This is a genomic window from Burkholderia plantarii, assembly GCF_001411805.1.
GTDB lineage: Bacteria > Pseudomonadota > Gammaproteobacteria > Burkholderiales > Burkholderiaceae > Burkholderia > Burkholderia plantarii.
In genome coordinates this window covers 491,659-517,739 of sequence record NZ_CP007212.1, presented here as the reverse complement: position 1 = coordinate 517,739, position 26,081 = coordinate 491,659, and the positions used below count along the sequence as shown (strand labels likewise).

17 protein-coding genes, 2 tRNA genes and 3 rRNA genes are annotated in these 26,081 nt (G+C 65.1%); all 22 read right to left on the bottom strand.

Going from position 1 to position 26,081, the window contains the following annotated elements:
* Positions 1–106 precede the first annotated feature (106 nt).
* The 22 genes from ftsZ to bpln_RS02165 all read right to left on the bottom strand — a co-directional run bounded on the left by ftsZ (position 107) and on the right by bpln_RS02165 (position 26,073).
* On the bottom strand, positions 107–1,300 hold the full coding sequence (ftsZ, locus tag bpln_RS02270; protein ID WP_042623776.1) for a cell division protein FtsZ: 1,194 nt from the start codon (positions 1,298–1,300) through the stop codon (positions 107–109).
* 103 nt (positions 1,301–1,403) lie between these two features.
* On the bottom strand, positions 1,404–2,636 hold the full coding sequence (gene ftsA, locus bpln_RS02265; protein ID WP_012734554.1) for a cell division protein FtsA: 1,233 nt from the start codon (positions 2,634–2,636) through the stop codon (positions 1,404–1,406).
* Between the two features lie 25 nt (positions 2,637–2,661).
* The gene (locus bpln_RS02260; RefSeq protein ID WP_042623775.1) at positions 2,662–3,414 is read right to left on the bottom strand and encodes a cell division protein FtsQ/DivIB; all 753 of its coding nucleotides are present in this window, start codon (positions 3,412–3,414) and stop codon (positions 2,662–2,664) included.
* A gap of 20 nt (positions 3,415–3,434) precedes the next feature.
* Positions 3,435–4,376, bottom strand: coding sequence for a D-alanine--D-alanine ligase (locus bpln_RS02255; RefSeq protein WP_042623774.1), 942 nt, complete (start codon positions 4,374–4,376; stop codon positions 3,435–3,437).
* Position 4,377: 1 nt separating this feature from the next.
* The gene (gene murC, locus bpln_RS02250) at positions 4,378–5,778 is read right to left on the bottom strand and encodes a UDP-N-acetylmuramate--L-alanine ligase (RefSeq protein WP_055137987.1); all 1,401 of its coding nucleotides are present in this window, start codon (positions 5,776–5,778) and stop codon (positions 4,378–4,380) included.
* Positions 5,775–6,878, bottom strand: a complete 1,104-nt coding sequence (gene murG, locus bpln_RS02245; protein WP_055137986.1) for an undecaprenyldiphospho-muramoylpentapeptide beta-N-acetylglucosaminyltransferase — start codon at positions 6,876–6,878, stop codon at positions 5,775–5,777. Before murG ends, murC begins: the two co-directional genes overlap by 4 nt.
* Positions 6,875–8,155 carry a putative lipid II flippase FtsW gene (gene ftsW / locus bpln_RS02240; RefSeq protein WP_055137985.1) on the bottom strand — a complete coding sequence of 427 codons (1,281 nt, stop codon included), beginning with the start codon at positions 8,153–8,155 and terminating at the stop codon, positions 6,875–6,877. Before ftsW ends, murG begins: the two co-directional genes overlap by 4 nt.
* A complete protein-coding gene (murD, locus tag bpln_RS02235; RefSeq protein ID WP_055137984.1) occupies positions 8,152–9,663 on the bottom strand; it encodes a UDP-N-acetylmuramoyl-L-alanine--D-glutamate ligase in 1,512 nt (503 codons plus the stop codon). Before murD ends, ftsW begins: the two co-directional genes overlap by 4 nt.
* A gap of 25 nt (positions 9,664–9,688) precedes the next feature.
* Entirely contained in the window at positions 9,689–10,858 is a 1,170-nt protein-coding gene (gene mraY / locus bpln_RS02230; protein WP_042623769.1) for a phospho-N-acetylmuramoyl-pentapeptide-transferase, read from the bottom strand.
* 14 nt (positions 10,859–10,872) lie between these two features.
* Positions 10,873–12,279, bottom strand: coding sequence for a UDP-N-acetylmuramoyl-tripeptide--D-alanyl-D-alanine ligase (locus tag bpln_RS02225; RefSeq protein ID WP_055137983.1), 1,407 nt, complete (start codon positions 12,277–12,279; stop codon positions 10,873–10,875).
* A complete protein-coding gene (locus bpln_RS02220) occupies positions 12,276–13,823 on the bottom strand; it encodes a UDP-N-acetylmuramoyl-L-alanyl-D-glutamate--2,6-diaminopimelate ligase (RefSeq protein ID WP_055137982.1) in 1,548 nt (515 codons plus the stop codon). The genes bpln_RS02225 and bpln_RS02220 overlap by 4 nt, the downstream gene beginning before the upstream one ends.
* Positions 13,820–15,664 carry a peptidoglycan D,D-transpeptidase FtsI family protein gene (locus bpln_RS02215; protein WP_042623766.1) on the bottom strand — a complete coding sequence of 615 codons (1,845 nt, stop codon included), beginning with the start codon at positions 15,662–15,664 and terminating at the stop codon, positions 13,820–13,822. Before bpln_RS02215 ends, bpln_RS02220 begins: the two co-directional genes overlap by 4 nt.
* A complete protein-coding gene (gene ftsL, locus bpln_RS02210) occupies positions 15,661–15,996 on the bottom strand; it encodes a cell division protein FtsL (RefSeq protein WP_042623765.1) in 336 nt (111 codons plus the stop codon). Before ftsL ends, bpln_RS02215 begins: the two co-directional genes overlap by 4 nt.
* Positions 15,993–16,934 carry a 16S rRNA (cytosine(1402)-N(4))-methyltransferase RsmH gene (gene rsmH, locus bpln_RS02205; protein WP_042623764.1) on the bottom strand — a complete coding sequence of 314 codons (942 nt, stop codon included), beginning with the start codon at positions 16,932–16,934 and terminating at the stop codon, positions 15,993–15,995. Before rsmH ends, ftsL begins: the two co-directional genes overlap by 4 nt.
* 23 nt (positions 16,935–16,957) lie before the next feature.
* Positions 16,958–17,386: a division/cell wall cluster transcriptional repressor MraZ gene (gene mraZ / locus bpln_RS02200; protein ID WP_012734541.1), complete on the bottom strand. Its 429-nt coding sequence runs from the start codon at positions 17,384–17,386 to the stop codon at positions 16,958–16,960.
* A gap of 374 nt (positions 17,387–17,760) precedes the next feature.
* Positions 17,761–18,390 (bottom strand): 2-polyprenyl-3-methyl-6-methoxy-1,4-benzoquinone monooxygenase, encoded by a 630-nt coding sequence (gene coq7 / locus bpln_RS02195; protein WP_042623763.1) that lies wholly within the window; start codon positions 18,388–18,390, stop codon positions 17,761–17,763.
* Between the two features lie 403 nt (positions 18,391–18,793).
* Positions 18,794–20,467 carry a long-chain fatty acid--CoA ligase gene (locus bpln_RS02190; RefSeq protein ID WP_055137981.1) on the bottom strand — a complete coding sequence of 558 codons (1,674 nt, stop codon included), beginning with the start codon at positions 20,465–20,467 and terminating at the stop codon, positions 18,794–18,796.
* A 395-nt stretch (positions 20,468–20,862) separates the two neighbouring features.
* Positions 20,863–20,976: ribosomal RNA gene (rrf, locus tag bpln_RS02185) — 5S ribosomal RNA — on the bottom strand.
* Positions 20,977–21,114: 138 nt separating this feature from the next.
* Positions 21,115–23,994: ribosomal RNA gene (locus tag bpln_RS02180) — 23S ribosomal RNA — on the bottom strand.
* A 292-nt stretch (positions 23,995–24,286) separates the two neighbouring features.
* A tRNA-Ala gene (locus tag bpln_RS02175) sits at positions 24,287–24,362 on the bottom strand.
* Between the two features lie 37 nt (positions 24,363–24,399).
* Positions 24,400–24,476: transfer RNA gene (locus tag bpln_RS02170), tRNA-Ile, on the bottom strand.
* Positions 24,477–24,540: 64 nt separating this feature from the next.
* Positions 24,541–26,073 (bottom strand): 16S ribosomal RNA (locus tag bpln_RS02165).
* The 16S, 23S and 5S rRNA genes sit together here with 2 tRNA genes alongside, the layout of an rRNA operon.
* Positions 26,074–26,081: the final 8 nt, after the last annotated feature.

Below are 26,081 nucleotides of genomic sequence, written 5' to 3'. Positions count from 1 at the left end.
AGCGAAGAGGGCAACTTGCCCGGCCCGGCGCCGTCATCGACGCGGCCTGTCAGGGTCCGTTCCACCGTCACGTCGGCCGGCCGCGCGAGCGGCCCGCCTGCCCGTGTCAGTCGGCCTGCTTGCGCAGGAATGCCGGGATGTCGTAAGTATCGACGCCCTTTTCCTGCAGCGCCTGCACGTGCGAGGCCGCCGTTTCACGCGAATTGCGCCAGACGGCCGGCGTGTCGAGCGCGCCGTAGTCCGCGGTATTCACGTGCGCCGGGGCGTAGCTGTGCGCCACCGCGCCGACCGGCTGGTTGTCGGTACCGGTGCGCAGCAGCGTCATCGGCGTGGTCTGCTGCTTCTTCGCCGCGCGGCCGAGGCCCGTGGCCACCACCGTCACGCGCAGCGCGTCGCCCATCGCGTCGTCGTAGACGGCGCCGAAGATCACCGTGGCGTCTTCCGCCGCGTAGCTCTTGATGGTGTTCATCACTTCGCGCGTTTCCGACAGGCGCAGCGAACGGCTCGACGTGATGTTGACCAGCACGCCGCGCGCGCCCGACAGATCGACGCCTTCGAGCAGCGGGCTCGCCACGGCCTGCTCGGCCGCGAGACGCGCGCGATCGACGCCGGCCACCGTGGCCGTGCCCATCATCGCCTTGCCCTGCTCGCCCATCACCGTCTTCACGTCTTCGAAGTCGACGTTGACGAGACCGTCGACGTTGATGATTTCGGCGATGCCCGCGACGGCGTTGTTCAGCACGTCGTCGGCGCACTGGAAGCACTTGTCCATCTCGGCGTCGTCGCCCATCACGTCGAACAGCTTGTCGTTCAGCACGACGATCAGCGAATCGACGTGATCCTCGAGCTGCTGCGCGCCCGCTTCGGCCACGCGCATGCGCTTGCCGCCCTCGAACTCGAACGGCTTGCTGACCACGCCCACCGTCAGGATGCCCATCTCCTTGGCGATCTGCGCGACCACCGGAGCGGCGCCCGTGCCGGTGCCGCCGCCCATGCCGGCGGTGATGAACACCATGTGCGCGCCGCGCAGCGAATCGGCGATCCGCTCGCGCGCTTCCTCGGCGGCAGCACGGCCCATGTCCGGCTTCGCGCCGGCGCCGAGGCCGGTGCTGCCGAGCTGGATCACGTTCGGCGCGCGCGAGCGCGAGAGCGCCTGCGCGTCGGTGTTCATGACGACGAAATCGACGCCCTGCACGCCGCGGTTGATCATGTGCGCGACCGCGTTGCCGCCCGCGCCACCGACCCCGATCACCTTGATGATGGTGCCGTTGGTCTCGGTTTCCAGCATTTCGAATTCCATTGTTGCCTCCGTCAAGAAAGATAAAACCACTCGGCCGTTATCCGGCGGGAGATCGGGCAACCTCCCGTCGCGCGCCGGCCGCCGGCACCGGCGCAAAACCCGTTCAGAAATTGCTCAGGAACCAGTCCTTCATCCGCGTGAAGATCTGGCCCGCCGAGCCCGATTGCACTGCGACCTTGCGGCCGCGCATGCGTTGCGCGCTGCCTTCCACGAGCAGCCCCATCGCCGTCGAGTAGCGCGGATTGCGCACCACGTCGGCGAGGCCGCCCGCATATTCGGGCGCGCCGATACGCACCGGTTTCAGGAAAATGTCCTCGCCCAGCTCGACCATGCCGGGCATCATCGCAGCCCCGCCGGTGAGCACGACACCGGAACTAAGTAACTCTTCGTAACCCGACTCGCGCACGACTTGTTGCACGAGTGAGAACAGCTCTTCCACGCGCGGCTCGATCACGGCCGCGAGCGCCTGGCGCGACAGCGTGCGCGGACCGCGCTCGCCGAGCCCCGGCACTTCCACCATCTCGTCCGGATCGGCCAGCGCCTGCTTGGCGATGCCGTGGCTGACCTTGATGTCCTCGGCGTCGGGCGTCGGCGTGCGCAGCGCCATCGCGATGTCGCTCGTGATCTGGTCGCCCGCGATCGGGATCACCGCGGTATGGCGGATCGCGCCTTCCGCGAAGATCGCGATGTCGGTAGTGCCGCCGCCGATGTCGACCAGCACCACGCCGAGATCCTTCTCGTCCTCGGTCAGCACCGCCAGCGACGAGGCGAGCGGCTGCAGGATCAGGTCGTTGACCTCGAGCCCGCAGCGGCGCACGCACTTGACGATGTTCTGCGCCGCGCTGACCGCGCCCGTCACGATGTGGACCTTCACCTCGAGACGGATCCCGCTCATGCCGATCGGCTCGCGCACGTCCTCCTGGCCGTCGATGATGAATTCCTGGGTCAGGATGTGCAGCACCTGCTGGTCGGTAGGGATGTTGATCGCCTTGGCGGTCTCGATCACGCGCGCCACGTCGGTCTGCGTGACCTCCTTCTCCTTGATTGCCACCATCCCGCTCGAATTGAAGCTGCGAATGTGGCTGCCGGCGATCCCCGTGAACACGTTCGTGATCTTGCAGTCGGCCATCAGCTCGGCCTCCTCGAGCGCCCGCTGGATCGACTGCACGGTGGCCTCGATGTTCACCACGACGCCTTTCTTGAGACCTTTCGACTCGCTCTGGCCGAGGCCGATCACCTCGTAGCGGCCTTCGCCCTTCAGCTCGGCCACGACGGCCACGACCTTCGAGGTTCCGATGTCGAGGGCAACCAGCAGATCTTTGTAGTCTTTGCTCATAAGTGCTCTTGCGTGTGATGTCCTGTTACTTCTTGCCGTGGTCGGTGTCGCTCAGGAAGCGCATGCCTGCCGCGCGGATCGCGAACCCGTTCGGATAGCGCAGGTCCGCGTACTCGATGTCGGCGCCCCAGCGCTCGGTGACGGCCGGCCACGCGGCCACCAGCCGTTGCGCGCGATCGGGCAGCGTGTCGCCATTGCGCTCGCGCCCGAACTCGATCTCCATGCCGTTCGCGAGCTTGACGGTCCACGCGTAGCGCGACGACAGCGTGACCTCCTCCAGCGGCGAATTCAGCGGCGCGAGCCATTTGCCGAAATCGCGGTAGCGCCGCACGACTTCCTTGGCGCTGCCGTCCGGACCGTCGAAGGCCGGCAGTTCCTCGTCGAGCTCGCCCTGGTTCGCCGTGAACAGCTCGCCGTCGGTGCTGACGAGCTGGTCGCTGCCCCAGGTGCCGAGCGGCTTGTATTCCTCCAGCGAGACGGCCAGCGCGTTCGGCCAGACGCGCCGCACGCTCGCGTGGCGCACCCACGGCATCTGCTCGAACGCGACGCGCGCGGTATCGAGATCGACGGTGAAGAAGTTGCCCTTCAGCCGCCCGACCACGCTCGCGCGCACCGTGGGTGAATTGATATGGTCGGTGTCGCCGTCGATCAGGATCGTGCGCAGCGCGAACGCCGGGCGCTGGATCAGCCAGTAGCAGCCCGCCGCCGTGCAACCGAGCAGCAGCAGCGCGTAAAGCGCGCTGGCCGCGAGGTTGAGCTGGCGAACGTTGTTCCACATGGGTCGATTCCGTATCCGGGTCAGTCTTCGAGCGTCAGCGACAACACCTTCACCACCAGCTCCGAGTAGCTGATGCCGACCGCGCGCGCCGCCTTCGGCGGCAGCGAGTGGTCGGTCATCCCCGGCGCCGTGTTCACTTCCAGGAAATACGGGTTGCCCGCCGCGTCGAGCATGAAATCGGCGCGACCCCAGCCGCTGCAGCCGAGCACCTCGAACGCGCGGCGCGCGAGCCGCTTGAATTCCGTTTCCTTCGCCGCGTCGATCCCGCACGGGATCAGGTACTGCGTGTCGTCGGCGAGGTATTTCGCGTGATAGTCGTAGAACTCGCCGGCCGGCACGATGCGGATCACCGGCAGATCCAGGTCGCCCGCGATGCAGGCCGTGTACTCGCCGCCGCCCTCGATGCTCTTCTCGACGATCACGATGCGGTCGTGCCGGCCCGCCTCGTCGAGCGCGGCCGGCAGCGCGGCGGCGTCCTTCACCTTGATCACCGCGACGCTCGAGCCTTCGCTGGCCGGCTTCACGAACAGCGGCAGGCCCAGCTTCGCGACGATTTCCGGCGCACGCGCGGCCACGTCGTCACCGCGCATCACGGTCTCGAACGGCGGCGTCGGGATGCCGGTCTGCTGCCAGACCAGCTTGGTGCGGAACTTGTCGAGGCCGAGCGCCGAGCCGAGCACGCCGGGACCGGTGTAGCGGATCCCGTAGAAATCGAGCGCGCCCTGGATCTGGCCGTTCTCGCCGTAGCCGCCGTGCAGCGCGTTGAACGCGCGCACGAAGCCCTCGTCCTTCAGCGCCGACAGCGGCCGCTCGGACGGGTCGAACGGATGCGCGTCGATGCCCGCGTCGCGCAGGCCCTGCAGCACCAGCCTGCCCGAATTCAGCGATACCTCGCGCTCGGCGGTCACGCCGCCGAGCAGTACCGCCACCTTGCCGAAACGTTTCGGATCGATCCCGCTCATGTCATCCCTTCTGTTGCTGTTGCTGCGCGATCCGGCCCGGCACGCCGCCGATCGAACCCGCGCCCATCGTGATCACCACGTCACCCGCGCGCACCTGTTGCGCGAGCGCCGCCGGTACCTCGTCGACCGTCGCCACGAACGCCGGATCGACGCGACCGATCGCGCGCAGCGCGCGCGACAGCGCCTCGCCGCTCGCGGTCGGGATCGGCGCCTCGCCGGCTGCGTAGACCTCGGTCAGCACCAGCGCGTCGACCGTCGAGAGCACGTTGACGAACTCCTCGAAGCAGTCGCGCGTGCGCGTGTAGCGGTGCGGCTGGAATGCCAGCACCAGCCGGCGGCCCGGGAACGCGCCGCGCGCGGCGGCGATCGTGGCGGCCATCTCGACCGGATGGTGGCCGTAGTCGTCCACCAGCGTGTAGCTGCCCGCGCCGTCGGCGGTCGCGATCTCGCCGTAGCGCTGGAAGCGCCGGCCGACGCCGTTGAAATCGGCGAGCGCCTGCTGGATCGCCGCGTCGGCCACGCCGAGATCGGTCGCGATCGCGATCGCCGCGAGCGCGTTCTGCACGTTGTGCAGGCCCGGCAGGTTCAGCACCACCGGCAGCGGCGCGCGGCCTTCGCGGTGCGCCATGAAATGCATGCGCCCGTCGCGCGCGTGGACCTGCTCGGCACGCACCTCGGCGTCGGGCGCAAGGCCGTAGCGCACCACCGGCTTCGAGATGAACGGCAGGATCTGGCGCACGTTCGGATCGTCGACGCAGACCACCGCGCTGCCGTAGAACGGCAGCCTCTGGGTGAATTCGATGAACGCCTGCTTGAGCCGCGCGAAGTCGTGCCCGTAGGTGTCCATGTGATCCTCGTCGATGTTGGTGATCACCTCGATGACGGGATACAGGTTCAGGAACGAAGCGTCCGATTCGTCGGCCTCGGCGACGATGAAGTCGCCCGAGCCGAGCCGTGCGTTGGCGCCGGCGCTGATCAGGCGCCCACCGATCACGAAGGTCGGATCGAGGCCGCCCGCCGCCAGCACGCTCGCCACCAGGCTGGTGGTGGTGGTCTTGCCGTGGGTGCCGGCGATCGCGATGCCCTGCTTCAGGCGCATCAGCTCGGCCAGCATCACCGCGCGCGGCACGATCGGCACGCCGAGGCGCCGCGCCGCGAGCACTTCCGGATTGTCCGAGCGCACCGCCGTGGAGGTGACCACCGCGTTCGCGCCTTCGATGTTGGCCGCGTCGTGGCCGATCGCGACGCGCGCGCCAAGCGCCGCGAGCCGCTCGGTCACGGCGTTGCGCGACAGGTCCGAGCCGCTGACCTCGTAGCCGAGATTCACCAGCACCTCGGCGATGCCGCTCATGCCGGCGCCGCCGATGCCGACGAAATGGATGTGTTTGACGATGTGTTTCATGACTTCGATTCCAGGTTCGCGCCGGCCACCTGCGCGCACACGCGCGCGACCACGTCGGTGGCGTCGGGCTTCGCGAGCGAGCGCGAACGTTCGGCCATCTGCGCGAGCGAGTCGCGCGTCTGGCCGCGCAGCCAGTCGGCGAGCAGCTCCGCCGACAGGTCGCGCTGTTGCACCAGCACCGCCGCGCCCTGCTCGGCGAGGAATGCGGCGTTGGTGGTCTGGTGGTCGTCCACCGCGTGCGGGAACGGCACGAACAGCGCGGCCACGCCGACCGCAGCGATCTCCGAGACGGTCATCGCGCCCGAGCGGCAGATCACCAGGTCGGCGTTCGCGTAGGCCGCGGCCATGTCGTCGATGAACGGCAGCAGCGTGACGTCGTGGCCGGCCGCGAGTCCCGCCGCCTCGTAGTTGGCGTGCAGCGCGTCGACGTGTTTCGCGCCGGCCTGATGCACCACCTGCGGGCGCTCGTGCGGCGCGAGCTGCGCCAGCGCGCGCGGCACCACTTCGTTGAGCGCGGCCGCGCCGAGGCTGCCGCCCACCACCAGCAGCCGCAGCGGGCCGCTGCGCGCGGCGTAGCGCGCCGCCGGCGGTGCGCTGCGCGCGAGCTCGTCGCGGATCGGGTTGCCGGTCCACTCGGCGTTCGGCAGCGCGCCGGGGAACGCCACCAGCACGCGCTTCGCGAGCCTCGCGAGCACCTTGTTGGCGAGGCCGCCGATCGAATTCTGTTCGTGCAGCACCAGCGGGCGGCCGGTGAGCGCCGTCATCACGCCCGCCGGGAACGTGATGTAGCCGCCCATGCCGAGCACCACGTCGGGCTGCACGCGGCGCAGCGCGCCCAAGCTCTGCATGCAGGCACGCAGCAGGTTGAACGGCAGGCCGAGCCTGGTCTTCAGGCCCTTGCCGCGCAGCCCGCCGAAGCGCACCGGCTCCATCGCGATGCCGTGCTTCGGCACCAGCGTCGCTTCCATGCCGGCCGGGTTGCCGAGCCACACCACGCGCCAGCCGTGCGCCTGCATCCGGTGCGCGACCGCGAGCCCCGGAAACACGTGGCCCCCGGTGCCGCCTGCCATCACCATCAGCGTGCGCTGTCGTGCCGTCATACCTTGCCCCCGCGCATCAGCACCCGGTTCTCGTAGTCGACGCGCAGCAGCACGGCGAGCGACACGCAGTTGAGCAGGATGCCCGAGCCGCCGTAGCTGACGAGCGGCAGCGTCAGGCCCTTGGTCGGCAGCAGGCCGAGGTTCACGCCCATGTTGATGAAGGCCTGCGCGCCGAACCAGATGCCGACGCCCTTGGCCATCAGGCCCGCGAACGTGCGGTCGAGCGCGAGCGCCTGGCGGCCGATCTCGAACGCGCGGCGCACGATCCAGTAGAACAGCAGGATCACCACCAGCACGCCGACGAAGCCGAGTTCCTCGCCGATCACGGCGAGGATGAAGTCGGTATGCGCCTCGGGCAGGTAGTTGAGCTTCTCGACGCTGCCGCCGAGCCCCACGCCGAACCACTCGCCGCGGCCGAACGCGATCAGCGAGTGGGTCAGCTGGTAGGCCTTGCCCTGCGCGTAGCGCTCGTCCCACGGATCGAGGTAGGCGAAGATCCGCTCGCGGCGCCACGGCGACAGCCAGACCAGCATCGTGAAGGTGCCGACCGCGGTGGCCACCAGGCCACCGAACAGCTTGCCGTTCACGCCGCCGAGGAACAGCACGCCCATCGCGATCGCGGCGACCACCATGAACGCGCCCATGTCCGGCTCGAGCAGCAGCAGCATGCCGACCAGACCGACCGCGGCCGCCATCGGCAGGAAGCCCTTGGCGAAGCTGTGCATGTACTCCTGCTTGCGCACCGTGTAGTTCGCGGCGTAGATCGTCACCGCGAGCTTCATGATCTCGGACGGCTGCATGTTCGTGATGCCGAGCGGAATCCAGCGCCGTGCGCCGTTCACGCCCTTGCCGACGTGCGGAACCAGCACGATCACGAGCCCGACGAGCGCGAGCAGGAACAGGTGCGGAGCGTATTTGTCCCAGGTCGCGATCGGCACGCGGAACGCGACGATCGCGGCGACGAACGCCACCGTCAACGACACCACGTGGCGCAGCAGGAACGCATAGTCGCGATAGGCCGCGTACTTCGGCGAATCGGGCATCGCGATCGACGCCGAATAGACCATCACCACGCCGAGCCCGAGCAGCGCGATCGCCACCCACATCAGCGAGTAGTCGAAATCGAGCATCCGCGAGCGCGTCGGGCGCACGCCGCCGAGACCGTGGGCGAAACCGCCGGCGGCCGACGTGGTGCGCGCGGCCGGGCGCGCGACGGCGGCACTGCCGCCTTCGCGCTGGCTGATGAAGCGCGAGACGAAGCGATCGGACCAGCTCATAGCGACGTCCCCCTGTCGAGTGCGATGTCCTCGAGCGCGCTGCGGAACACCGCGGCGCGATGCGCATAACCGGTAAACATGTCGAAGCTCGCGCAGGCCGGCGACAGCAGCACCGCGTCGCCGGGCTCGGCCAGCTCGCTCGCGGCGCGCACGGCGGCCTCGAGCGTGGCGTGATCGGCGAGCGGCACGCCGCTGTCGGCCAGCACCGCGCGGATCTGCGGCGCGTCGCGGCCGATCAGCATCACCGCGCGGCACCAGCGCGCCACGGGTGCCGCGAGCGGCGAGAAATCCTGCCCCTTGCCGTCGCCGCCGGCGATCAGCACCGCGCGCTGCGCGAGGCCGTCGAGCGCGGCGACCGTCGCGCCGACGTTGGTGCCCTTGCTGTCGTCGACGTAATCGACGCCGTCGAGCGAGGCGATCAGCTCGACGCGATGCGCCTCGCCGCGGTATTCGCGCAGCCCGTGCAGCAGCGCGGCGCTCGGCAGCTCGATCGCGCGAGCGAGCGCGAACGCGGCCAGCGCGTTGGCCGCGTTGTGCAGCCCGCGAATGCGCAGCGCGTCGGCCGGCATCAGACGCTTGGCCGTCAGGGTCGGTGCGACCGCGGCGCCGGCCTTGCGGCGCCGCGGCGAGACCGGCTCGTCGGCGGCGTCGCGATCGATCGCCTCGACCAGCCAGTTGATGCCGTTGTCGCGCAGCAGGCCGTAGTCGCCCTCGCGATTCGGCTCGTTCAGGCCGAATGTGATCGCGCGCGGCGCGTCGCCCGCCGCCGCGGGCGGCATGAACTTCATCGTCTCGGCATCGTCGCGGTTCAGCACGCGCACGGTGCGCGGCCCGAAGACGCGGCCCTTCGCGGCCGCGTAGGCCGCGAAGCCGCCGTGCCAGTCGAGATGGTCCTGCGTGATGTTGAGCACCGTCGCCGCGTCGGGCGCGAACGTCTCCGCGGTTTCGAGCTGGAAGCTCGACAGCTCCAGCACCCATACCTGCGGCAGCGCGGCAGCGTCGATCGCGGCCGACAGCCGGTCGAGCATCGCCGGGCTGATGTTGCCGGCCACCGCCACCGACCGCCCCGCGCGTTCGCAGAGCAGGCCGGTCAGGCTGGTGGTGGTGGTCTTGCCGTTGGTGCCGGTGATCGCGAGCACCTTCGGCGCGTAGCCGTTGGCGGCGAGCCCGGCCAGCGCGCGCGCGAAGAATTCGAGTTCGCCCCACACCGGGATGCCGCGTTCGCGCGCGGCCGCGAGCAGCGCCGCGAGCGCCGGCTCGAGCGGCGACAGGCCCGGGCTCAGCGCTACGATCTCGACGCCGCCGTCGAGCAGGGCCGGCGTGAACGCGCCGCCGACGAACCCGGCGTCGGCCACGGACTCGCGCAGCGCGGCGAGATTCGGCGGCGCCTCGCGCGTATCCGCGACGCGCAACGGACACGCGTGCCTCGCGCACCAACGCGCGATCGCGAGGCCCGATTCACCGAGCCCCAGCACGAGCACCATCGGCCGCTGCCGATCTCCAAACATCTCGCCAGACATCCTTGCTATCCCTTTACCGCAGTTTGAGCGTGGTCAACCCGAACAGGCAGAGCATCAACGTGATGATCCAGAAACGCACCACGACCTGCGTTTCCTTCCAGCCGGACAATTCGAAATGGTGATGCAGCGGCGCCATCTTGAAGATGCGGCGCCCTTCGCCGTAGCGGCGCTTCGTGTACTTGAACCAGGTGACCTGCAGCATCACCGACAGCGTTTCGGCGACAAAGATCCCGCCCATGATGAACAGCACGATTTCCTGCCGCACGATCACTGCCACCGTGCCGAGCGCGCCGCCCAGCGCGAGCGCGCCGACGTCGCCCATGAACACCTGCGCGGGGTGCGTGTTGTACCAGAGGAACGCGAGCCCCGCGCCACCCATCGCCGAGCAGAAGATCAGCAATTCGCCCGCACCGGGGATGTGCGGGAACAGCAGGTATTTCGAATAGACCGAGCTGCCCATCACGTAGGCGAACACGCCCAGCGAGGCGCCCACCAGCACCACCGGCATGATCACGAGGCCGTCGAGGCCGTCGGTCAGGTTGACGGCGTTGCTCGCGCCGACGATCACGAAATACGTGAGCGCGATGAAGCCCCAGACGCCGAGCGGATAGCTGATCGACTTCAGGAACGGCAGCATCAAGTCGGCGCGCGCCGGCAGGCCCATCGACAGGCCGCTGCGCACCCACGCCATGAACAGGTCGAAGACGCGCACGTTGCTCGCCTCGGACACGCTGAACGCCAGGTAGACGGCCGCGAACAGGCCGATCACCGACTGCCAGAAATACTTCTCGCGCGACGACATCCCGCGCGGATCCTTGTGGACCACCTTGCGGTAATCGTCGACCCAGCCGACCACGCCGAAGCCGAACGTGACGAGCATCACGATCCAGATGAAGCGGTTCGTCAGGTCGCCCCACAGCAGCGTCGCGACCGCGATGCCGATCAGGATCAGCACGCCGCCCATGGTCGGCGTGCCCGACTTGACGAGGTGCGTCTGCGGGCCGTCCTTGCGCACCGCCTGGCCGACCTTCATCTCGGTCAGCTTGCGGATCACCCACGGGCCGCAAACGAGACCGATGCCAAGCGCGGTGATGGTAGCCATCACCGCACGGAACGTGAGGTACGTGAACAAGCGCAAAAAGCTTGCGTCTCCCTGCAGCCATTGCGCCAGCGCCAGCAACATTGCGGACTTCCTTCTCAGTGAGCGCCGGGCGCGGTGCCCGACGCGGGTTGATTCGTCAGCGCGTCGACCACGCGCTCCATGCGGGTATAGCGCGAGCCCTTCACGAGCACCGTCGCCGCCGCGCCGTACCGGGCGGTATCGAGTGCCGCGACCAGCGCACCGATCTCGTCGAAATGGCGCGCCGCCGCGCCGTAGGCCGCGCAGGCATCGCGGGTGGCCTCGCCGGTCGCGTACAGCGCGTCGATGCCGCGCTCGCGCGCATAGGCGCCGATCTCGCGATGGAACGCCGGACCTTCGTCGCCGACCTCGCCCATCTCGCCGATCACGAGCACGCGCGGCGCCGCGCACTGCGCGAGCACGTCGATCGCGGCGCGCATCGAGTCGGGATTCGCGTTGTAGGTGTCGTCGATCAGCATCGCGCCGGCCAGCGACGCGAGCACCGCGCGCTTGACCTGCAGGCGTCCCTTGACCGGCTCGAACGCCTCGAGCCCGGCGCGGATCGCGTCGGGCTCGACGCCGGCCGCGAGTGCCGCGGCCGTGGCGGCCAGCGCGTTGCGCGCGTTGTGCGCGCCGAGCGCGCGCAGTCGCACCTCGATGCGGCCGGCCGGCGTGTCGATCACGAGCACGCCGCCGTGGGTCGTGCCCGTCACCTCGGCGGGCGTGGCGCGGCCGTCGTCGTTCAGCGCGAAGTCGACGATCCGGTTGCCGGTGGCGGCCACGCGCCAGATGCCGGCGTACCTGTCGTCGGCCGGGAACACCGCGACGCCGTCCGGCCCGAGCGCGTGGATCACCGACGCGTGCTCGAGCGCGACCGCCTCGACCGTCGCCATGAATTCCTGATGCTCGCGCTGCGCGTTATTGACGAGCGCAATCGTTGGCGCGGCGATCTTGGCAAGGGTGCCGGTTTCGCCCGGGTGATTCATGCCGAGTTCGATCACGGCGAGCCGGTGCGCCGGCGCGAGGCGCAGCAGCGTCAGCGGCAGGCCGATGTCGTTGTTGAAGTTGCCGGCCGTGGAGAGCCGTGCGTCCTGGCCGACCGCGGCCGCAAACACCGAGGCGATCATCTCCTTCACGGTGGTCTTGCCGTTGCTGCCCGTCACGGCGACCAGTGGCAGCTCGAAGCGCTGGCGCCAGCCGTGCGCGAGCGCGCCGAGCGCCGCGCGCGTGTCGGCCGCCTTCAGTTGCGGCAGGCCCGGCAGCGCCGCCTCGCGCGACACCAGCGCCGCGCTCGCGCCGCGCGCGGCGACGTCGGCCAGGAAGTCGTGCGCGTCGAAGCGCTCGCCCCGCAGCGCGACGAACAGGTCGCCCTCGCCGACCGTGCGGCTGTCGGTGGACACGCGCGCGAACGCGGCGCTCCCGTCGCCGATCACGGTGGCACCCGGAATCAGCGCGGCGGCCTCATGCAGCGTCAGCATCGTCATTCGCCGCCTCCGTGCGCATGCGTCGCGCGCGCGGCCAGTGCGAGCCGCGCGTGATCCTGATCCGAGAATTCCCGCTTCTTGCCCATGATTTCCTGTGTTGCCTCGTGTCCCTTGCCGGCCAGCAGCACCACGTCCTCACGCGCCGCGCCGCGCACGGCCTGCAGGATCGCGCTGGCGCGATCCTCGACGCGCAGCGCGCGCTCCGGCGCCTGCATGCCGGCCGCGATCTGTTCGATGATCGCGAGCGGGGCCTCGCTGCGCGGGTTGTCGCTCGTCACGACCACGCGGTCGGCGAGCCGCTCGGCGATACCGCCCATCAACGGACGCTTGGTCGTGTCGCGATCGCCGCCGCAGCCGAACATGCAGACCAGCGCGCCGCCGCGTGCCTCGGCGATCGGCCGCAGCGCCTCGAGCGTCTTGTCGAGCGCATCGGGCGTGTGCGCGTAATCGACCACCACCAGCGGTTCGTCGTGATCGATCCGGCCGCCGAGCCGCTGCATCCGTCCGTTCACCGATTCGAGCCGGCGCAGCTCGGCGAGCGCCGCGTCGAACGGCAGGTCGGCCACCAGCAGCGTGGCCAGCACGGCCAGCAGGTTGCTGACGTTGAACAGGCCCAGCGTGCCGACTTCCACGTCGGCGTCGCCCCACGACGAGGTCAGCCGGAACGCGGTGCCGGTCGCGGTCGCGCGGACCTCGCTCGCGATCAGCGCGCGGTCGGCCTCGGGAGCGTCGTCGCGCGCGCCGATGCCGTAGGCCACGGTGCGCACGCGGCCCGCGAGCGTGGCCAGCAGTCGGCCGCCCGCCGCGTCGTCGCGGTTGACGATCGCGTGGCGCAGTCCGCGCCAGGCGAACAGCTTCGCCTTCGCCGCCTCGTAGGCCGCGAAGGTGCGGTGATAGTCGAGATGGTCCTGCGTCAGGTTCGTGAATACGGCGACGTCGAACGCGGTGCCGTTCACGCGACCCTGGTGCAGCGCGTGCGACGACACTTCCATCGCTACCGCCTGGGCGCCGTCATCACGCAGTTGCGCGAGGCTGCGCTGCAGCTGCGGCGCGTCGGGCGTCGTGAAGCCGGTGGCGACGAGCCGGCCCGGCATGCCGCTGCCGAGCGTGCCGATCACCGCGCACGGCCGGCGCAGCGCGGTGAGCGCCGTCGCGATCCATTGCGTGCAGGAAGTCTTGCCGTTGGTGCCGGTCACGCCGATCGCGAACATCGCGTCGCTCGGATCGCCGTACCAGCCGCTGGCGATCTCGCCCGCCAGCGCGTCGAGCCCGGGCACCGCGAGCGCGACGGCCGGGTCGAGCGCATCGGCGCCGGCGAAGCCTTCGGGCTGCACCAGCACGGCCACCGCGCCGCGCGACAGCGCGTTCGCGAGATGCGGGCGATTGTCGGCACCGTCCACGGCGTAGGCCAGGAATACGTCGCCGGGCTGCAGCGAGCGCGTGTCGGCGTGCAGCTGCGCGCCCGGCTTCGCGTGCTCGCGCAGCCAGGCAAGCGCGGCGGCGATTTGCGCCTGCGCCGGATGGGAACTGCGCACGGCGCTCATCGCACCACCCCCGGGCGGTTGTGAGCCGTGCTCGACACGGTCATGCGGCCGGCCGGCATGGTCGCGAGCTTCTGCGCGGCGGCCGGCAGCGCCTGCGCCGGGCCCGCGTCGTCGGACACCACCAGCTGCTTGACCGGCATGTTCGGCGGCACGTTCAGCGCGCGCAGCGTATCGCCGACGATGGTCGAGAACACCGGGCCGGACACCTGACCGCCGAAGTGGCTGCCGGCCGTCGGCTCGTCGACCGTCACGGCCACCACGATGCGCGGATTCGGCATCGGCGCCATGCCGACGAACGACGCGCGATACTTCTTGTGGTCATAGCCGCGGCCGACCTGCTTGTAGGCCGTGCCGCTCTTGCCGCCGACGCGATAGCCGGGCACCGCCGCGTCGGGCGAGGTGCCGTTCTTCGTCACCACGCTCTCGAGCATCTCGCGCACTTCGCGCGCGGTGGTCGGCGAGAACACCTGCGGGCCCTGCGGCGGCTGCGTCTCGTTGGCCTTGAAGATCGACAGCGGCATCAGCTCGCCGTCGTGAGCGATCGCGGTATAAGCATGGGCGAGCTGGAACAGCGAGACTGACAGGCCATAGCCGTAGGACATCGTCGCCTGCTCGATCCGGCGCCAGCTCTTCCACGGCCGCAGGCGGCCCGCCGCCGCGCCGGGGAAGCCGACCTTCGGCGCCTGGCCGAGGCCGATGCTGGTATACATGTTCCACATTTCCTCGGGCCGCATCGTCATCGCGATCTTGGTCGCGCCGATGTTGCTCGACTTCTGGATCACGCCGCCCACCGTCAGCACGCCGAAGCCGGCATCGTCGCTGATCGGCGCGCCATCGAGCGTGAAATGGCCATTGCCGGTATCGACCAGCGTGGTCGGCGAGACGCGGTGCAGATCGAGCGCGAGCGACACCGTGAACGGCTTCATGATCGAGCCCGGCTCGAACACATCGGTCAGCGCGCGGTTGCGCAACTGCTCGCCGGTCAGGTGCGAGCGGTCGTTCGGGTTGTAGGTCGGGTAATTGACGAGCGAGAGCACCTCGCCGGTGCGCACGTCGACCACCATCGCCGCGCCCGCCTTGGCGTGGAACTTCTCGATCGCGGCCTTCAGGTTCGCGTAGGTGATGTACTGGATCTTGCTGTCGATCGACAGGTCCACGTCGGTGCCGTCGTGCGGCGGCATCTGCTCGTCGACGTCCTCGACGATGTGGCCCACGCGGTCCTTGATCACGTGCCGGCTGCCCGGCACGCCGGCCAGCAGCTTCTGGTCGGCGAGTTCGACGCCTTCCTGACCTTCGTCCTCGACGTTCGTGAAGCCGATCAGGTGGGCGGTGATCTCCCCTTCCGGATAGAAGCGCTTGTACTCGTTGCGCGCATAGATGCCGGAAATGTCGAGCGCGGCGACCTTGTCGGCCACATCGATCGGCACCTGCCGCTTCACGTAGACGAAACTCTTGTCCTCGGACAGCTTGCGACGCAGGTCGGTCGTGCTCATGTCGAGCAGCTTGCCGAGATCACCGAGCTTGTCGGCGCCGAGATCGTCCGGCACCGATTCCGGAATTGCCCAGATCGCGCGCACCGGCAGGCTCGTCGCGAGCACCAGGCCGTTGCGGTCGAGGATCTTGCCGCGCGTGGCCGGCAGCTCGAGCGTGCGCTGGTAGCGGCTCTCGCCCTGCTTCTGGTAGAACGCGTTGCCCGGCCCCTGGATCCAGAACGCGCGCGCGGCCAGCGCGAAGAACGCCATGAACAGCATGAACACCACGAGCTTCGAGCGCCACATCGGCAGATGCACGGACAGCACGGGGCTCGACGCGAACTTGACGTTCGGCTGACGCGGCTTCATCGCGCGCTCCCCGGCGCGCCCGACACGGCCGAGGTGGGCAGCGGCGCGTCGACGGCCTTCGCGGCGCCCGGCGCGAGCGTCAGATACTGGGTGCGGCCGGTCGCGATCGGCTGCATCTTCAGCGAATCGTTGGCCAATTGCTCGATACGCGACGTCTTCGACAGCGCGCTCTGCTGGTACTGCAGCTGCGCGTAGTCCTGCTGGAGCTGATGCTCCTGCGACTGGGCACGCTGCAACTGGAAGAAGATCTGCCGCTGCTGATTGGTCGAATTGACGACCGACAAGGCACAACCCATCACGACGATCAGCAGGAAGATGTTGAGGCGGTTCATGGCGCGACGCGCTCCGCGATGCGCATCACGGCGGACCGGGCGCGCGGATTGGCGTCGACTTCGGCGTCGCTCGGGAACTTGCGTCCAAGCAGCTTGAGCGGCGGCGACGGCAGGTCGACGGCGCGGATCGGCAGGCGGCGGTCGACCGCCGGCGCACTGGAATGCGCCTGCATGAACCGCTTGACGATCCGATCCTCGAGCGAATGAAAGCTGATCACGACCAGCCGCCCCCCTTGCTCCAACGACGACAATGCGGCCTCTAGAACGACCTGCAGGTCCGCAAGCTCTTGATTGACGTGAATCCGTATAGCCTGAAAGGTGCGGGTTGCCGGATCCTTGCCCTTCTCACGTGTCTTGACGGCGTGACCCACGATTTGGGCAAGCTCGCCCGTGCTGTCGAGGGGCCCGAGACGATCGGATTCTTCCCGGCGAGCAACAAGCGCCTTTGCAATCTGAAAAGCAAACCGTTCTTCCCCATAATCTCGAATCACCTCCGTCAGTTCCTGCAGCGACGCGCGCGCGAGCCAGTCGGCCGCCGATTCGCCGCGTGTCGTATCCATGCGCATGTCGAGCGGGCCGTTCGCGCGGAAACTGAAACCGCGCTCAGGATCGTCGATCTGCGGCGAGGACACGCCCAGATCCAGCAGCACCCCCGTCGCCCGCGCAACGCCGCGTTCGGCCAGTGCGCCGCCGAGCGACGCAAAACTGTCATGCACGATCGAGAAGCGCGGGTCGGCGATCTGCTGCGCCGTCGCGATCGCGAGCGGATCCTTGTCGAACGCGATCAGCCGGCCGCCATCGGCCAGCCGCGCGAGCACCGCGCGGCTGTGGCCGCCGCGACCGAACGTGCCGTCGACATAGAGGCCGTCGGGCCGCGTCACGAGCGCATCGACTGCTTCGTCGAGCAGCACCGTCCGGTGCTGGAATTCGTTTCTCATCGCGGGCGTCTCCGTCACCGCAATCAGAACGTGAAGTTCTTCAGCGCATCGGGCATGCCCTGCGCCATCGCCGCCTGCTCCTTCGCGGTGTAGGTCTGCGCATCCCACAGCTCGAAGTGACTTCCCATTCCCAACAACATGACTTCCTTTTCAAGCCCGGCTGCCATCCGCAGTTCCGGTGATACGAGAATCCGGCCCGCGCTGTCGAGATCGACGTCCATCGCGTTGCCGAGAAAAATGCGGCGCCACCAGTGTGCGTCCATCGGCAGCGCGGCGATCTTGGCGCGGAAGACTTCCCATTCGGGGCGTGGAAACAGCAACAGGCAGCCGTCCGGGTGCTTGGTCACAGTCACCCGGCCTTCTGCCTGTCCTTGCAGCGCTTCGCGATAGCGAGACGGGACCGACATCCGCCCTTTCGCATCGAGCGTCAGCGCCGACGCCCCCTGGAACACTTTCCGCTCTCCCGTTCGGGGCGCCGCGCCCCCTCACATTCGCTGAGAATCTAACCGGAACTGCCCGCCAGATCACACAAAAATACACTTTCTCACACTGTCTCCCACTTTAGAGGAAGGGTCAGGGACGGTCAAGGGAGACGAACGATTTTTTGACGAATTTTGTTAGTTAGAACAAGGACTTACGCGCAGCCCCTCAAGCCGACCCTCAAACCGAAATTCGTTATAAATTAATGATCTAGTGCAAGTTGTGAATGTGATACGTGAAAAGACGCGCGCAAGCTGGCGAGATGGCGGGGGTTCGGGAGGCAGGGAAGGCGGGAATGGCGGACGGATTGACGCGGACGCGGCGCTGGCCGCGTCCCACTGGCGCATCAGAGATAGTAGGCAGTCCTCGTCATGACTTTCGAGGCCGCCTGCATCAGCCAGCGCGCCGGCGCCGGCAGTTCGGCGCCGCCGGCGTCGGTGGCGGCGCGACCGTGCTTGGCCTCGTCGTCGCGCATCTGCTCGACGATCGCGCGCGATGCCGCGTCGCCGGCCGGCAGCTCGGCAAGGTGGCCGTCGAGATGGCGCTCGACTTGCCGTTCGGTTTCGGCCATGAAGCCGAGGCTCGCCTTGTCGCCGAGCCGGCCGGCCACGAGCCCGATCGCGAGCGCCCCCGAGTACCAGAGCGGGTTGAGCAGGCTCGGCCGCGAGTCGAGCGATTTCAGTCGATGCATGGTCCAGGCGAGATGATCCTCTTCCTCGCGCGCGGAGGCCTCGAACAGCGCCTTCAGCGACGGGGACGAAGTGGACAGCTTCTGCGCCTGATATAGCGCCTGCGCACAGACTTCGCCGACATGGTTGACGCGCATCAGCCCGGCCGCGTGGCGGCGCTCCTCGACGCTCAGTTCCGGCACGGCCACATCGCCGGCCGGCTCCGGCACCTGGCGCGTCATCCGGCTCACGCCCACCACCGCGCGCAGGCCACGGTCGAATTCGTTGATCAGTTCATCCAGCAGCATTCGGGCTCTCCCTTGACGTGCTTCGCTTGCTTCGACTCGCCGCGGCGCATGCGTCAGTCGCCCATGGCATTAACTGATCCGATTACGACGCGAACACTACGATAAACCGACGATTTTAACCAATGTTGTCCGCGTGAAACATGAGCGATGTCGCGTCGGCTTTTTCCCTTTTGGTGTTGAAGTCGCAATCTTCCGGACCTAAAACGAGACGAATTGACGCTTTGGCATGAAATCGCCAAGGTTGCATGGAGATCGGCGCGGAACCGTGGGCCGGCCATCGCGACGGCCGACATTTGGCGTCATTCGCCTTGTGGCCCACGGACGCCATTGCGCCGCACAAACAAAAAGGCGTCCCCGCAGGACGCCTTTCCGACTCTTCTTCCGATGCCGCCGTCCGGCGCCGTCAGACCTTGCCGTCGCGCAACTCGCGGCGCAGGATTTTGCCGACGTTGGTCTTCGGCAGCTCGGTGCGGAATTCGATGATGCGCGGACGCTTGTAGCCGGTCAGACGCTCCTTGCAGTAAGCGAGGATGTCCTCCTCGGTCAGCGCCGGATCCTTCTTCACGACGAACAGCTTCACGGCCTCGCCCGAGTGCCCGTCGGGCACGCCGACCGCCGCGACCTCGAACACGCCCGGATGCGACGCGACCACGTCCTCGACCTCGTTCGGATAGACGTTGAAGCCCGAGACGAGAATCATGTCCTTCTTGCGATCGACGATCTTCACGTAACCGCGCTCGTCCATCACGCCGATGTCGCCCGACTTGAAGTAGCCATCGGCCATCATCACCTTCGCCGTCTCGTCGGGACGCTGCCAGTAGCCGGCCATCACCTGCGGGCCGCGAATGCAGATTTCCCCCCGCTGGCCGAGCGGCACCTCGTTGCCGTCGTCGTCGCGGATCGAGATCTCGGTCGAAGACAGCGGCAGGCCGATCGTGCCGGTGTATTCGGTCGCCGTCACCGGATTGCAGGCCACCACCGGCGAGGTCTCCGACAGACCGTACCCCTCGACGATCGGCGTATGCGTCCTCTCGTACCAGCGCTTCGCCACGCTCTCCTGAATCGCCATGCCGCCGCCGTTGGCCACGGCCAGCTTCGAAAAGTCGAGCTGGTCGAAATCGGGATGGTTCAGCATCGCGTTGTAGAGCGTGTTGACGGCAGGGAACGTCGACACCTGGAAGGGCTTGAGCTCCTTGATCATGCCGGCGATGTCGCGCGGATTCGGGATCAGTACGCCGGTGCCGCCGGTTCGCATCGTGAGGAAGCCGCAAACGGTCAGCGCGAACACATGGTAGAGCGGCAGCGCCGCGACGGTGATGAACTGCGTCTGGCCAGGCAGCTTCGTGTAGGCGGGCTCGTGCCACGCTTCGGACTGGAGCACGTTCGCGACGATGTTCCGGTGCAGCAACGTCGCCCCCTTCGCCACCCCGGTCGTACCGCCCGTGTACTGCAGGAACGCGACGTCGTCCGGCCCGAGCGGCGGTGCCGTGAGCGTCTGGCGGCCGCCCTCGGCGAGCGCCGAGTTGAACTGCGTGAAGGAGGGCAGGTGCCAGGCCGGCACGAGTTTCTTTACGCGTCGCACGACGTAGTTGACGATCAGGCCCTTGACGCCGAGCAGATCGCCCATCGTCGCCACGACCACGTGCCGGATCGCGGTCCGGTCGATCACCGACTGCAGCGTCGCCGCGAAATTCTCGAGAATCACGATCGCTTCAGCGCCGCTGTCCGTGAGCTGGTGCTCGAGTTCGCGGGGCGTATAGAGCGGATTCACATTGACGACGGTGTAGCCCGCGCGCAGCACGGCCGCGATCGTCACCGGATACTGCAGCACGTTCGGCATCATGATCGCGATCCGGGCGCCGCGCGCCAGGCCGCGCGACTGGAACCAGGCGCCCAGCTTGCGCGAAAGTGTGTCGATCTCGCCGTAAGTCAGCGATTTCCCCATGCAAACGAACGCGGTGCGTTCCCGGTAAGTTCGGAAGCTGTCGTCGAGCAGATCGGGGACGGTCGGATAACGAGATGGATCGATTTCGGCCGGAACGCCGGGGGGATACGATTTCAGCCAAATCTTGTCCATGCAACACGTCTCCTTACTGATTTTCGAATGGTCGTGCTAAAAAGGCATCCTAGCCGCTAGGCCGTTCCGAAACAACCGGGTTAGACACTCCTTTCGAACTTGCGGATCGGTCGCCCGAGGCCGTGGACGATGCGACTTTCGGGCGTCGGTGGCTGGCGGAGCGTCATGATGGTTCGCGATTCACGTCGACTTTGCATCGTACAGCGTCTGCCTTCGTCGGCTGGCGTTTTGGCATGCGACGAGAGTTATCGGCGCGATGCGTGAGTCACGCGCATGTTATCTCGCTGATGGATGCTTGGGTGAGGCGATGTGGGTCGCCGAAAGGCGCGGCGATTTCCGAGCCTGGAAAAAACAAAACCCCCACTGCGCGGGCAGCGGGGGTTTCGAAGGAGGAAGCCTGACGATTACCTACTTTCACACGGGCAATCCGCACTATCATCGGCGTAGAGTCGTTTCACGGTCCTGTTCGGGATGGGAAGGGGTGGGACCGACTCGCTATGGTCATCAGGCTAAGAGGGTTGTCGCGTCGCGTGTGTCGCGCCACGACCAATCTGGAAGAAGTAGTTTGGGTTGTGCTTGTACGGCACGACATGTCGAGAATCCAACCGCTGCGCACCAGCAAGACTGGTGCAAAACAGACCGGTTATAGGATCAAGCCTTACGGGCAATTAGTATCAGTTAGCTGAACGCATTACTGCGCTTACACACCTGACCTATCAACGTCCTGGTCTCGAACGACCCTTCAAGGGGATCAAGTCCCCGGGGATATCTCATCTTAAGGCGAGTTTCCCGCTTAGATGCTTTCAGCGGTTATCTCTTCCGAACATAGCTACCCGGCGATGCCACTGGCGTGACAACCGGTACACCAGAGGTTCGTCCACTCCGGTCCTCTCGTACTAGGAGCAGCCCCCTTCAAATATCCAACGCCCACGGCAGATAGGGACCAAACTGTCTCACGACGTTTTAAACCCAGCTCACGTACCTCTTTAAATGGCGAACAGCCATACCCTTGGGACCGGCTACAGCCCCAGGATGAGATGAGCCGACATCGAGGTGCCAAACACCGCCGTCGATATGAACTCTTGGGCGGTATCAGCCTGTTATCCCCAGAGTACCTTTTATCCGTTGAGCGATGGCCCTTCCATACAGAACCACCGGATCACTATGACCTGCTTTCGCACCTGCTCGACTTGTCGGTCTCGCAGTTAAGCACGCTTATGCCATTGCACTATCAGCACGATTTCCGACCGTACCTAGCGTACCTTCGTACTCCTCCGTTACACTTTGGGAGGAGACCGCCCCAGTCAAACTGCCTACCATGCACTGTCCCCGACCCGGATCACGGGCCAAGGTTAGAACCTCAAACAAACCAGGGTGGTATTTCAAGGACGGCTCCACCGAAACTAGCGTTCCGGTTTCATAGCCTCCCACCTATCCTACACAGATCGGTTCAAAGTCCAATGCAAAGCTACAGTAAAGGTTCATGGGGTCTTTCCGTCTAGCCGCGGGGAGATTGCATCATCACAAACACTTCAACTTCGCTGAGTCTCGGGAGGAGACAGTGTGGCCATCGTTACGCCATTCGTGCAGGTCGGAACTTACCCGACAAGGAATTTCGCTACCTTAGGACCGTTATAGTTACGGCCGCCGTTTACCGGGACTTCAATCAAGAGCTTGCACCCCATCATTTAATCTTCCGGCACCGGGCAGGCGTCACACCCTATACGTCCACTTTCGTGTTTGCAGAGTGCTGTGTTTTTATTAAACAGTCGCAGCCACCAGTTTATTGCAACCCCTTCACCCTTCTGGCGCAGGCCAGTCAAGCTACAGGGGCGTACCTTATCCCGAAGTTACGGTACCAATTTGCCGAGTTCCTTCTCCCGAGTTCTCTCAAGCGCCTTAGAATACTCATCTCGCCCACCTGTGTCGGTTTGCGGTACGGTCACTGTTAAACTGAAGCTTAGAGGCTTTTCTTGGAACCACTTCCGATTGCTTCGCTTCCGAAGAAGCTCGCGCCACATCCTTGAATTCCGCGCCCGGATTTGCCTAAGCGCCTTCTCCAATGCAGCGACCGGGACTTCCAACACCCGGACAACCTTCCGCGATCCGTCCCCCCATCGCATTTAACAATGGTGCAGGAATATTGACCTGCTTCCCATCAGCTACGCATTTCTGCCTCGCCTTAGGGGCCGACTCACCCTACGCCGATGAACGTTGCGTAGGAAACCTTGGGCTTACGGCGAGGGGGCCTTTCACCCCCTTTATCGCTACTCATGTCAGCATTCGCACTTCCGATACCTCCAGCACACTTTACAATGCACCTTCGCAGGCTTACGGAACGCTCTCCTACCATGCACATAAATGTGCATCCGCAGCTTCGGTATATAGCTTAGCCCCGTTACATCTTCCGCGCAGGACGACTCGATCAGTGAGCTATTACGCTTTCTTTAAAGGGTGGCTGCTTCTAAGCCAACCTCCTGACTGTTTTAGCCTTCCCACTTCGTTTCCCACTTAGCTATATTTGGGGACCTTAGCTGGCGGTCTGGGTTGTTTCCCTCTTGACACCGGACGTTAGCACCCGATGTCTGTCTCCCGTGATTGCACTCTTCGGTATTCGGAGTTTGCTATGGCGGGGTAATCTGCAATAGACCCCCCAACCATGACAGTGCTCTACCCCCGAAGGTGAGACACGAGGCACTACCTAAATAGTTTTCGGAGAGAACCAGCTATTTCCAAGTTTGTTTAGCCTTTCACCCCTATCCACAGCTCATCCCCTAACTTTTCAACGTTAGTGGGTTCGGACCTCCAGTACGTGTTACCGCACCTTCATCCTGGCCATGGATAGATCACTTGGTTTCGGGTCTACGCCCAGCAACTGAACGCCCTATTCGGACTCGCTTTCGCTACGCCTGCCCTATTCGGTTAAGCTTGCTACTGAACGTAAGTCGCTGACCCATTATACAAAAGGTACGCCGTCACCCCTTACGAGGCTCCGACTGTTTGTATGCATGCGGTTTCAGGATCTATTTCACTCCCCTCCCGGGGTTCTTTTCACCTTTCCCTCACGGTACTGGTTCACTATCGGTCGATCACGAGTATTTAGCCTTGGAGGATGGTCCCCCCATCTTCAGACAGGATTTCACGTGTCCCGCCCTACTTGTCGTACACCTAGTTCTTTCATACTGTTTTCGCCTACAGGGCTATCACCTGCTATGGCCGCACTTTCCAGAGCGTTCGGCTAACAATACAAATAAAGAGTACAGGCTCTTCCCATTTCGCTCGCCACTACTTTGGGAATCTCGGTTGATTTCTTTTCCTGCGGTTACTTAGATGTTTCAGTTCACCGCGTTCGCTTCACATGACCTATGTATTCAGTCATGGATACTCCAAAAGGAGTGGGTTTCCCCATTCGGACATCTACGGATCAAAGCTCGTTTGCCAGCTCCCCGTAGCTTTTCGCAGGCTACCGCGTCCTTCATCGCCTGTGATCGCCAAGGCATCCACCACATGCACTTGTTCGCTTGACCCTATAACGGGTCTGTCTTCTCGACAGCCGTTACAGGTTGAGTTCTCGCATTTGTGCCGTATTCCAATTGAGCCGAACATTTAAGTTCGAATCTTCTTGAGATACATCGATACAATCACAACCCGGATAGTTTCCACGCCCATCTCAAATAAGCGCTTCCGCTATCCAAATTACTACTTCTTCTAGATTGTTAAAGAACGACAGCCGATAAGTGCAACTTCTGACTTATCCTCTGACTGGCTCAATCGCCAATGACAAAAACTCAGTATGACTGAACGTTTGTCATTGAAGATTGGTGGAGGCAGACGGGATCGAACCGACGACCCCCTGCTTGCAAAGCAGGTGCTCTCCCAGCTGAGCTATGCCCCCATGTACAGAGACGTCTCAGGTTTCCGTGTCAGACAATTGGTGGGTCTGGTTGGATTCGAACCAACGACCCCCGCCTTATCAAGACGGTGCTCTAACCGACTGAGCTACAGACCCCTGAGTCTGTCTTGATCAACAGCCGATAAGCGTGAACGCTCAATGTATGCGGTATTAGCTCGAGAAAGGAGGTGATCCAGCCGCACCTTCCGATACGGCTACCTTGTTACGACTTCACCCCAGTCATGAATCCTACCGTGGTGACCGTCCTCCTTGCGGTTAGACTAGCCACTTCTGGTAAAACCCACTCCCATGGTGTGACGGGCGGTGTGTACAAGACCCGGGAACGTATTCACCGCGGCATGCTGATCCGCGATTACTAGCGATTCCAGCTTCATGCACTCGAGTTGCAGAGTGCAATCCGGACTACGATCGGTTTTCTGGGATTAGCTCCCCCTCGCGGGTTGGCGACCCTCTGTTCCGACCATTGTATGACGTGTGAAGCCCTACCCATAAGGGCCATGAGGACTTGACGTCATCCCCACCTTCCTCCGGTTTGTCACCGGCAGTCTCCTTAGAGTGCTCTTGCGTAGCAACTAAGGACAAGGGTTGCGCTCGTTGCGGGACTTAACCCAACATCTCACGACACGAGCTGACGACAGCCATGCAGCACCTGTGTATCGGTTCTCTTTCGAGCACTCCCAAATCTCTTCGGGATTCCGACCATGTCAAGGGTAGGTAAGGTTTTTCGCGTTGCATCGAATTAATCCACATCATCCACCGCTTGTGCGGGTCCCCGTCAATTCCTTTGAGTTTTAATCTTGCGACCGTACTCCCCAGGCGGTCAACTTCACGCGTTAGCTACGTTACTAAGGAAATGAATCCCCAACAACTAGTTGACATCGTTTAGGGCGTGGACTACCAGGGTATCTAATCCTGTTTGCTCCCCACGCTTTCGTGCATGAGCGTCAGTATTGGCCCAGGGGGCTGCCTTCGCCATCGGTATTCCTCCACATCTCTACGCATTTCACTGCTACACGTGGAATTCTACCCCCCTCTGCCATACTCTAGCTTGCCAGTCACCAATGCAGTTCCCAGGTTGAGCCCGGGGATTTCACATCGGTCTTAACAAACCGCCTGCGCACGCTTTACGCCCAGTAATTCCGATTAACGCTCGCACCCTACGTATTACCGCGGCTGCTGGCACGTAGTTAGCCGGTGCTTATTCTTCCGGTACCGTCATCCCCGAAGGATATTAGCCCTCAGGATTTCTTTCCGGACAAAAGTGCTTTACAACCCGAAGGCCTTCTTCACACACGCGGCATTGCTGGATCAGGCTTTCGCCCATTGTCCAAAATTCCCCACTGCTGCCTCCCGTAGGAGTCTGGGCCGTGTCTCAGTCCCAGTGTGGCTGGTCGTCCTCTCAGACCAGCTACTGATCGTCGCCTTGGTAGGCCTTTACCCCACCAACTAGCTAATCAGCCATCGGCCAACCCTATAGCGCGAGGTCCAAAGATCCCCCGCTTTCATCCGTAGATCGTATGCGGTATTAATCCGGCTTTCGCCGGGCTATCCCCCACTACAGGACATGTTCCGATGTATTACTCACCCGTTCGCCACTCGCCACCAGGTGCAAGCACCCGTGCTGCCGTTCGACTTGCATGTGTAAGGCATGCCGCCAGCGTTCAATCTGAGCCAGGATCAAACTCTTCAGTTCAATTCCTG

Bases quoted from the DNA above. Each gene is read 5' to 3' on its own strand.
- rsmH (WP_042623764.1), bottom strand. From the start codon at position 16,934: ATGAGAAACGAATTCCAGCACCGGACGGTGCTGCTCGACGAAGCAGTC.
- ftsZ (WP_042623776.1), bottom strand. From the start codon at position 1,300: ATGGAATTCGAAATGCTGGAAACCGAGACCAACGGCACCATCATCAAG.
- bpln_RS02260 (WP_042623775.1), bottom strand. From the start codon at position 3,414: ATGTGGAACAACGTTCGCCAGCTCAACCTCGCGGCCAGCGCGCTTTAC.
- bpln_RS02225 (WP_055137983.1), bottom strand. From the start codon at position 12,279: ATGACGATGCTGACGCTGCATGAGGCCGCCGCGCTGATTCCGGGTGCC.
- ftsL (WP_042623765.1), bottom strand. From the start codon at position 15,996: ATGAACCGCCTCAACATCTTCCTGCTGATCGTCGTGATGGGTTGTGCC.
- bpln_RS02190 (WP_055137981.1), bottom strand. From the start codon at position 20,467: ATGGACAAGATTTGGCTGAAATCGTATCCCCCCGGCGTTCCGGCCGAA.
- mraY (WP_042623769.1), bottom strand. From the start codon at position 10,858: ATGTTGCTGGCGCTGGCGCAATGGCTGCAGGGAGACGCAAGCTTTTTG.
- ftsA (WP_012734554.1), bottom strand. From the start codon at position 2,636: ATGAGCAAAGACTACAAAGATCTGCTGGTTGCCCTCGACATCGGAACC.
- bpln_RS02215 (WP_042623766.1), bottom strand. From the start codon at position 15,664: ATGAAGCCGCGTCAGCCGAACGTCAAGTTCGCGTCGAGCCCCGTGCTG.
- bpln_RS02255 (WP_042623774.1), bottom strand. From the start codon at position 4,376: ATGAGCGGGATCGATCCGAAACGTTTCGGCAAGGTGGCGGTACTGCTC.
- murD (WP_055137984.1), bottom strand. From the start codon at position 9,663: ATGTTTGGAGATCGGCAGCGGCCGATGGTGCTCGTGCTGGGGCTCGGT.
- murC (WP_055137987.1), bottom strand. From the start codon at position 5,778: ATGAAACACATCGTCAAACACATCCATTTCGTCGGCATCGGCGGCGCC.
- bpln_RS02220 (WP_055137982.1), bottom strand. From the start codon at position 13,823: ATGAGCGCCGTGCGCAGTTCCCATCCGGCGCAGGCGCAAATCGCCGCC.
- murG (WP_055137986.1), bottom strand. From the start codon at position 6,878: ATGACGGCACGACAGCGCACGCTGATGGTGATGGCAGGCGGCACCGGG.
- coq7 (WP_042623763.1), bottom strand. From the start codon at position 18,390: ATGCTGCTGGATGAACTGATCAACGAATTCGACCGTGGCCTGCGCGCG.
- ftsW (WP_055137985.1), bottom strand. From the start codon at position 8,155: ATGAGCTGGTCCGATCGCTTCGTCTCGCGCTTCATCAGCCAGCGCGAA.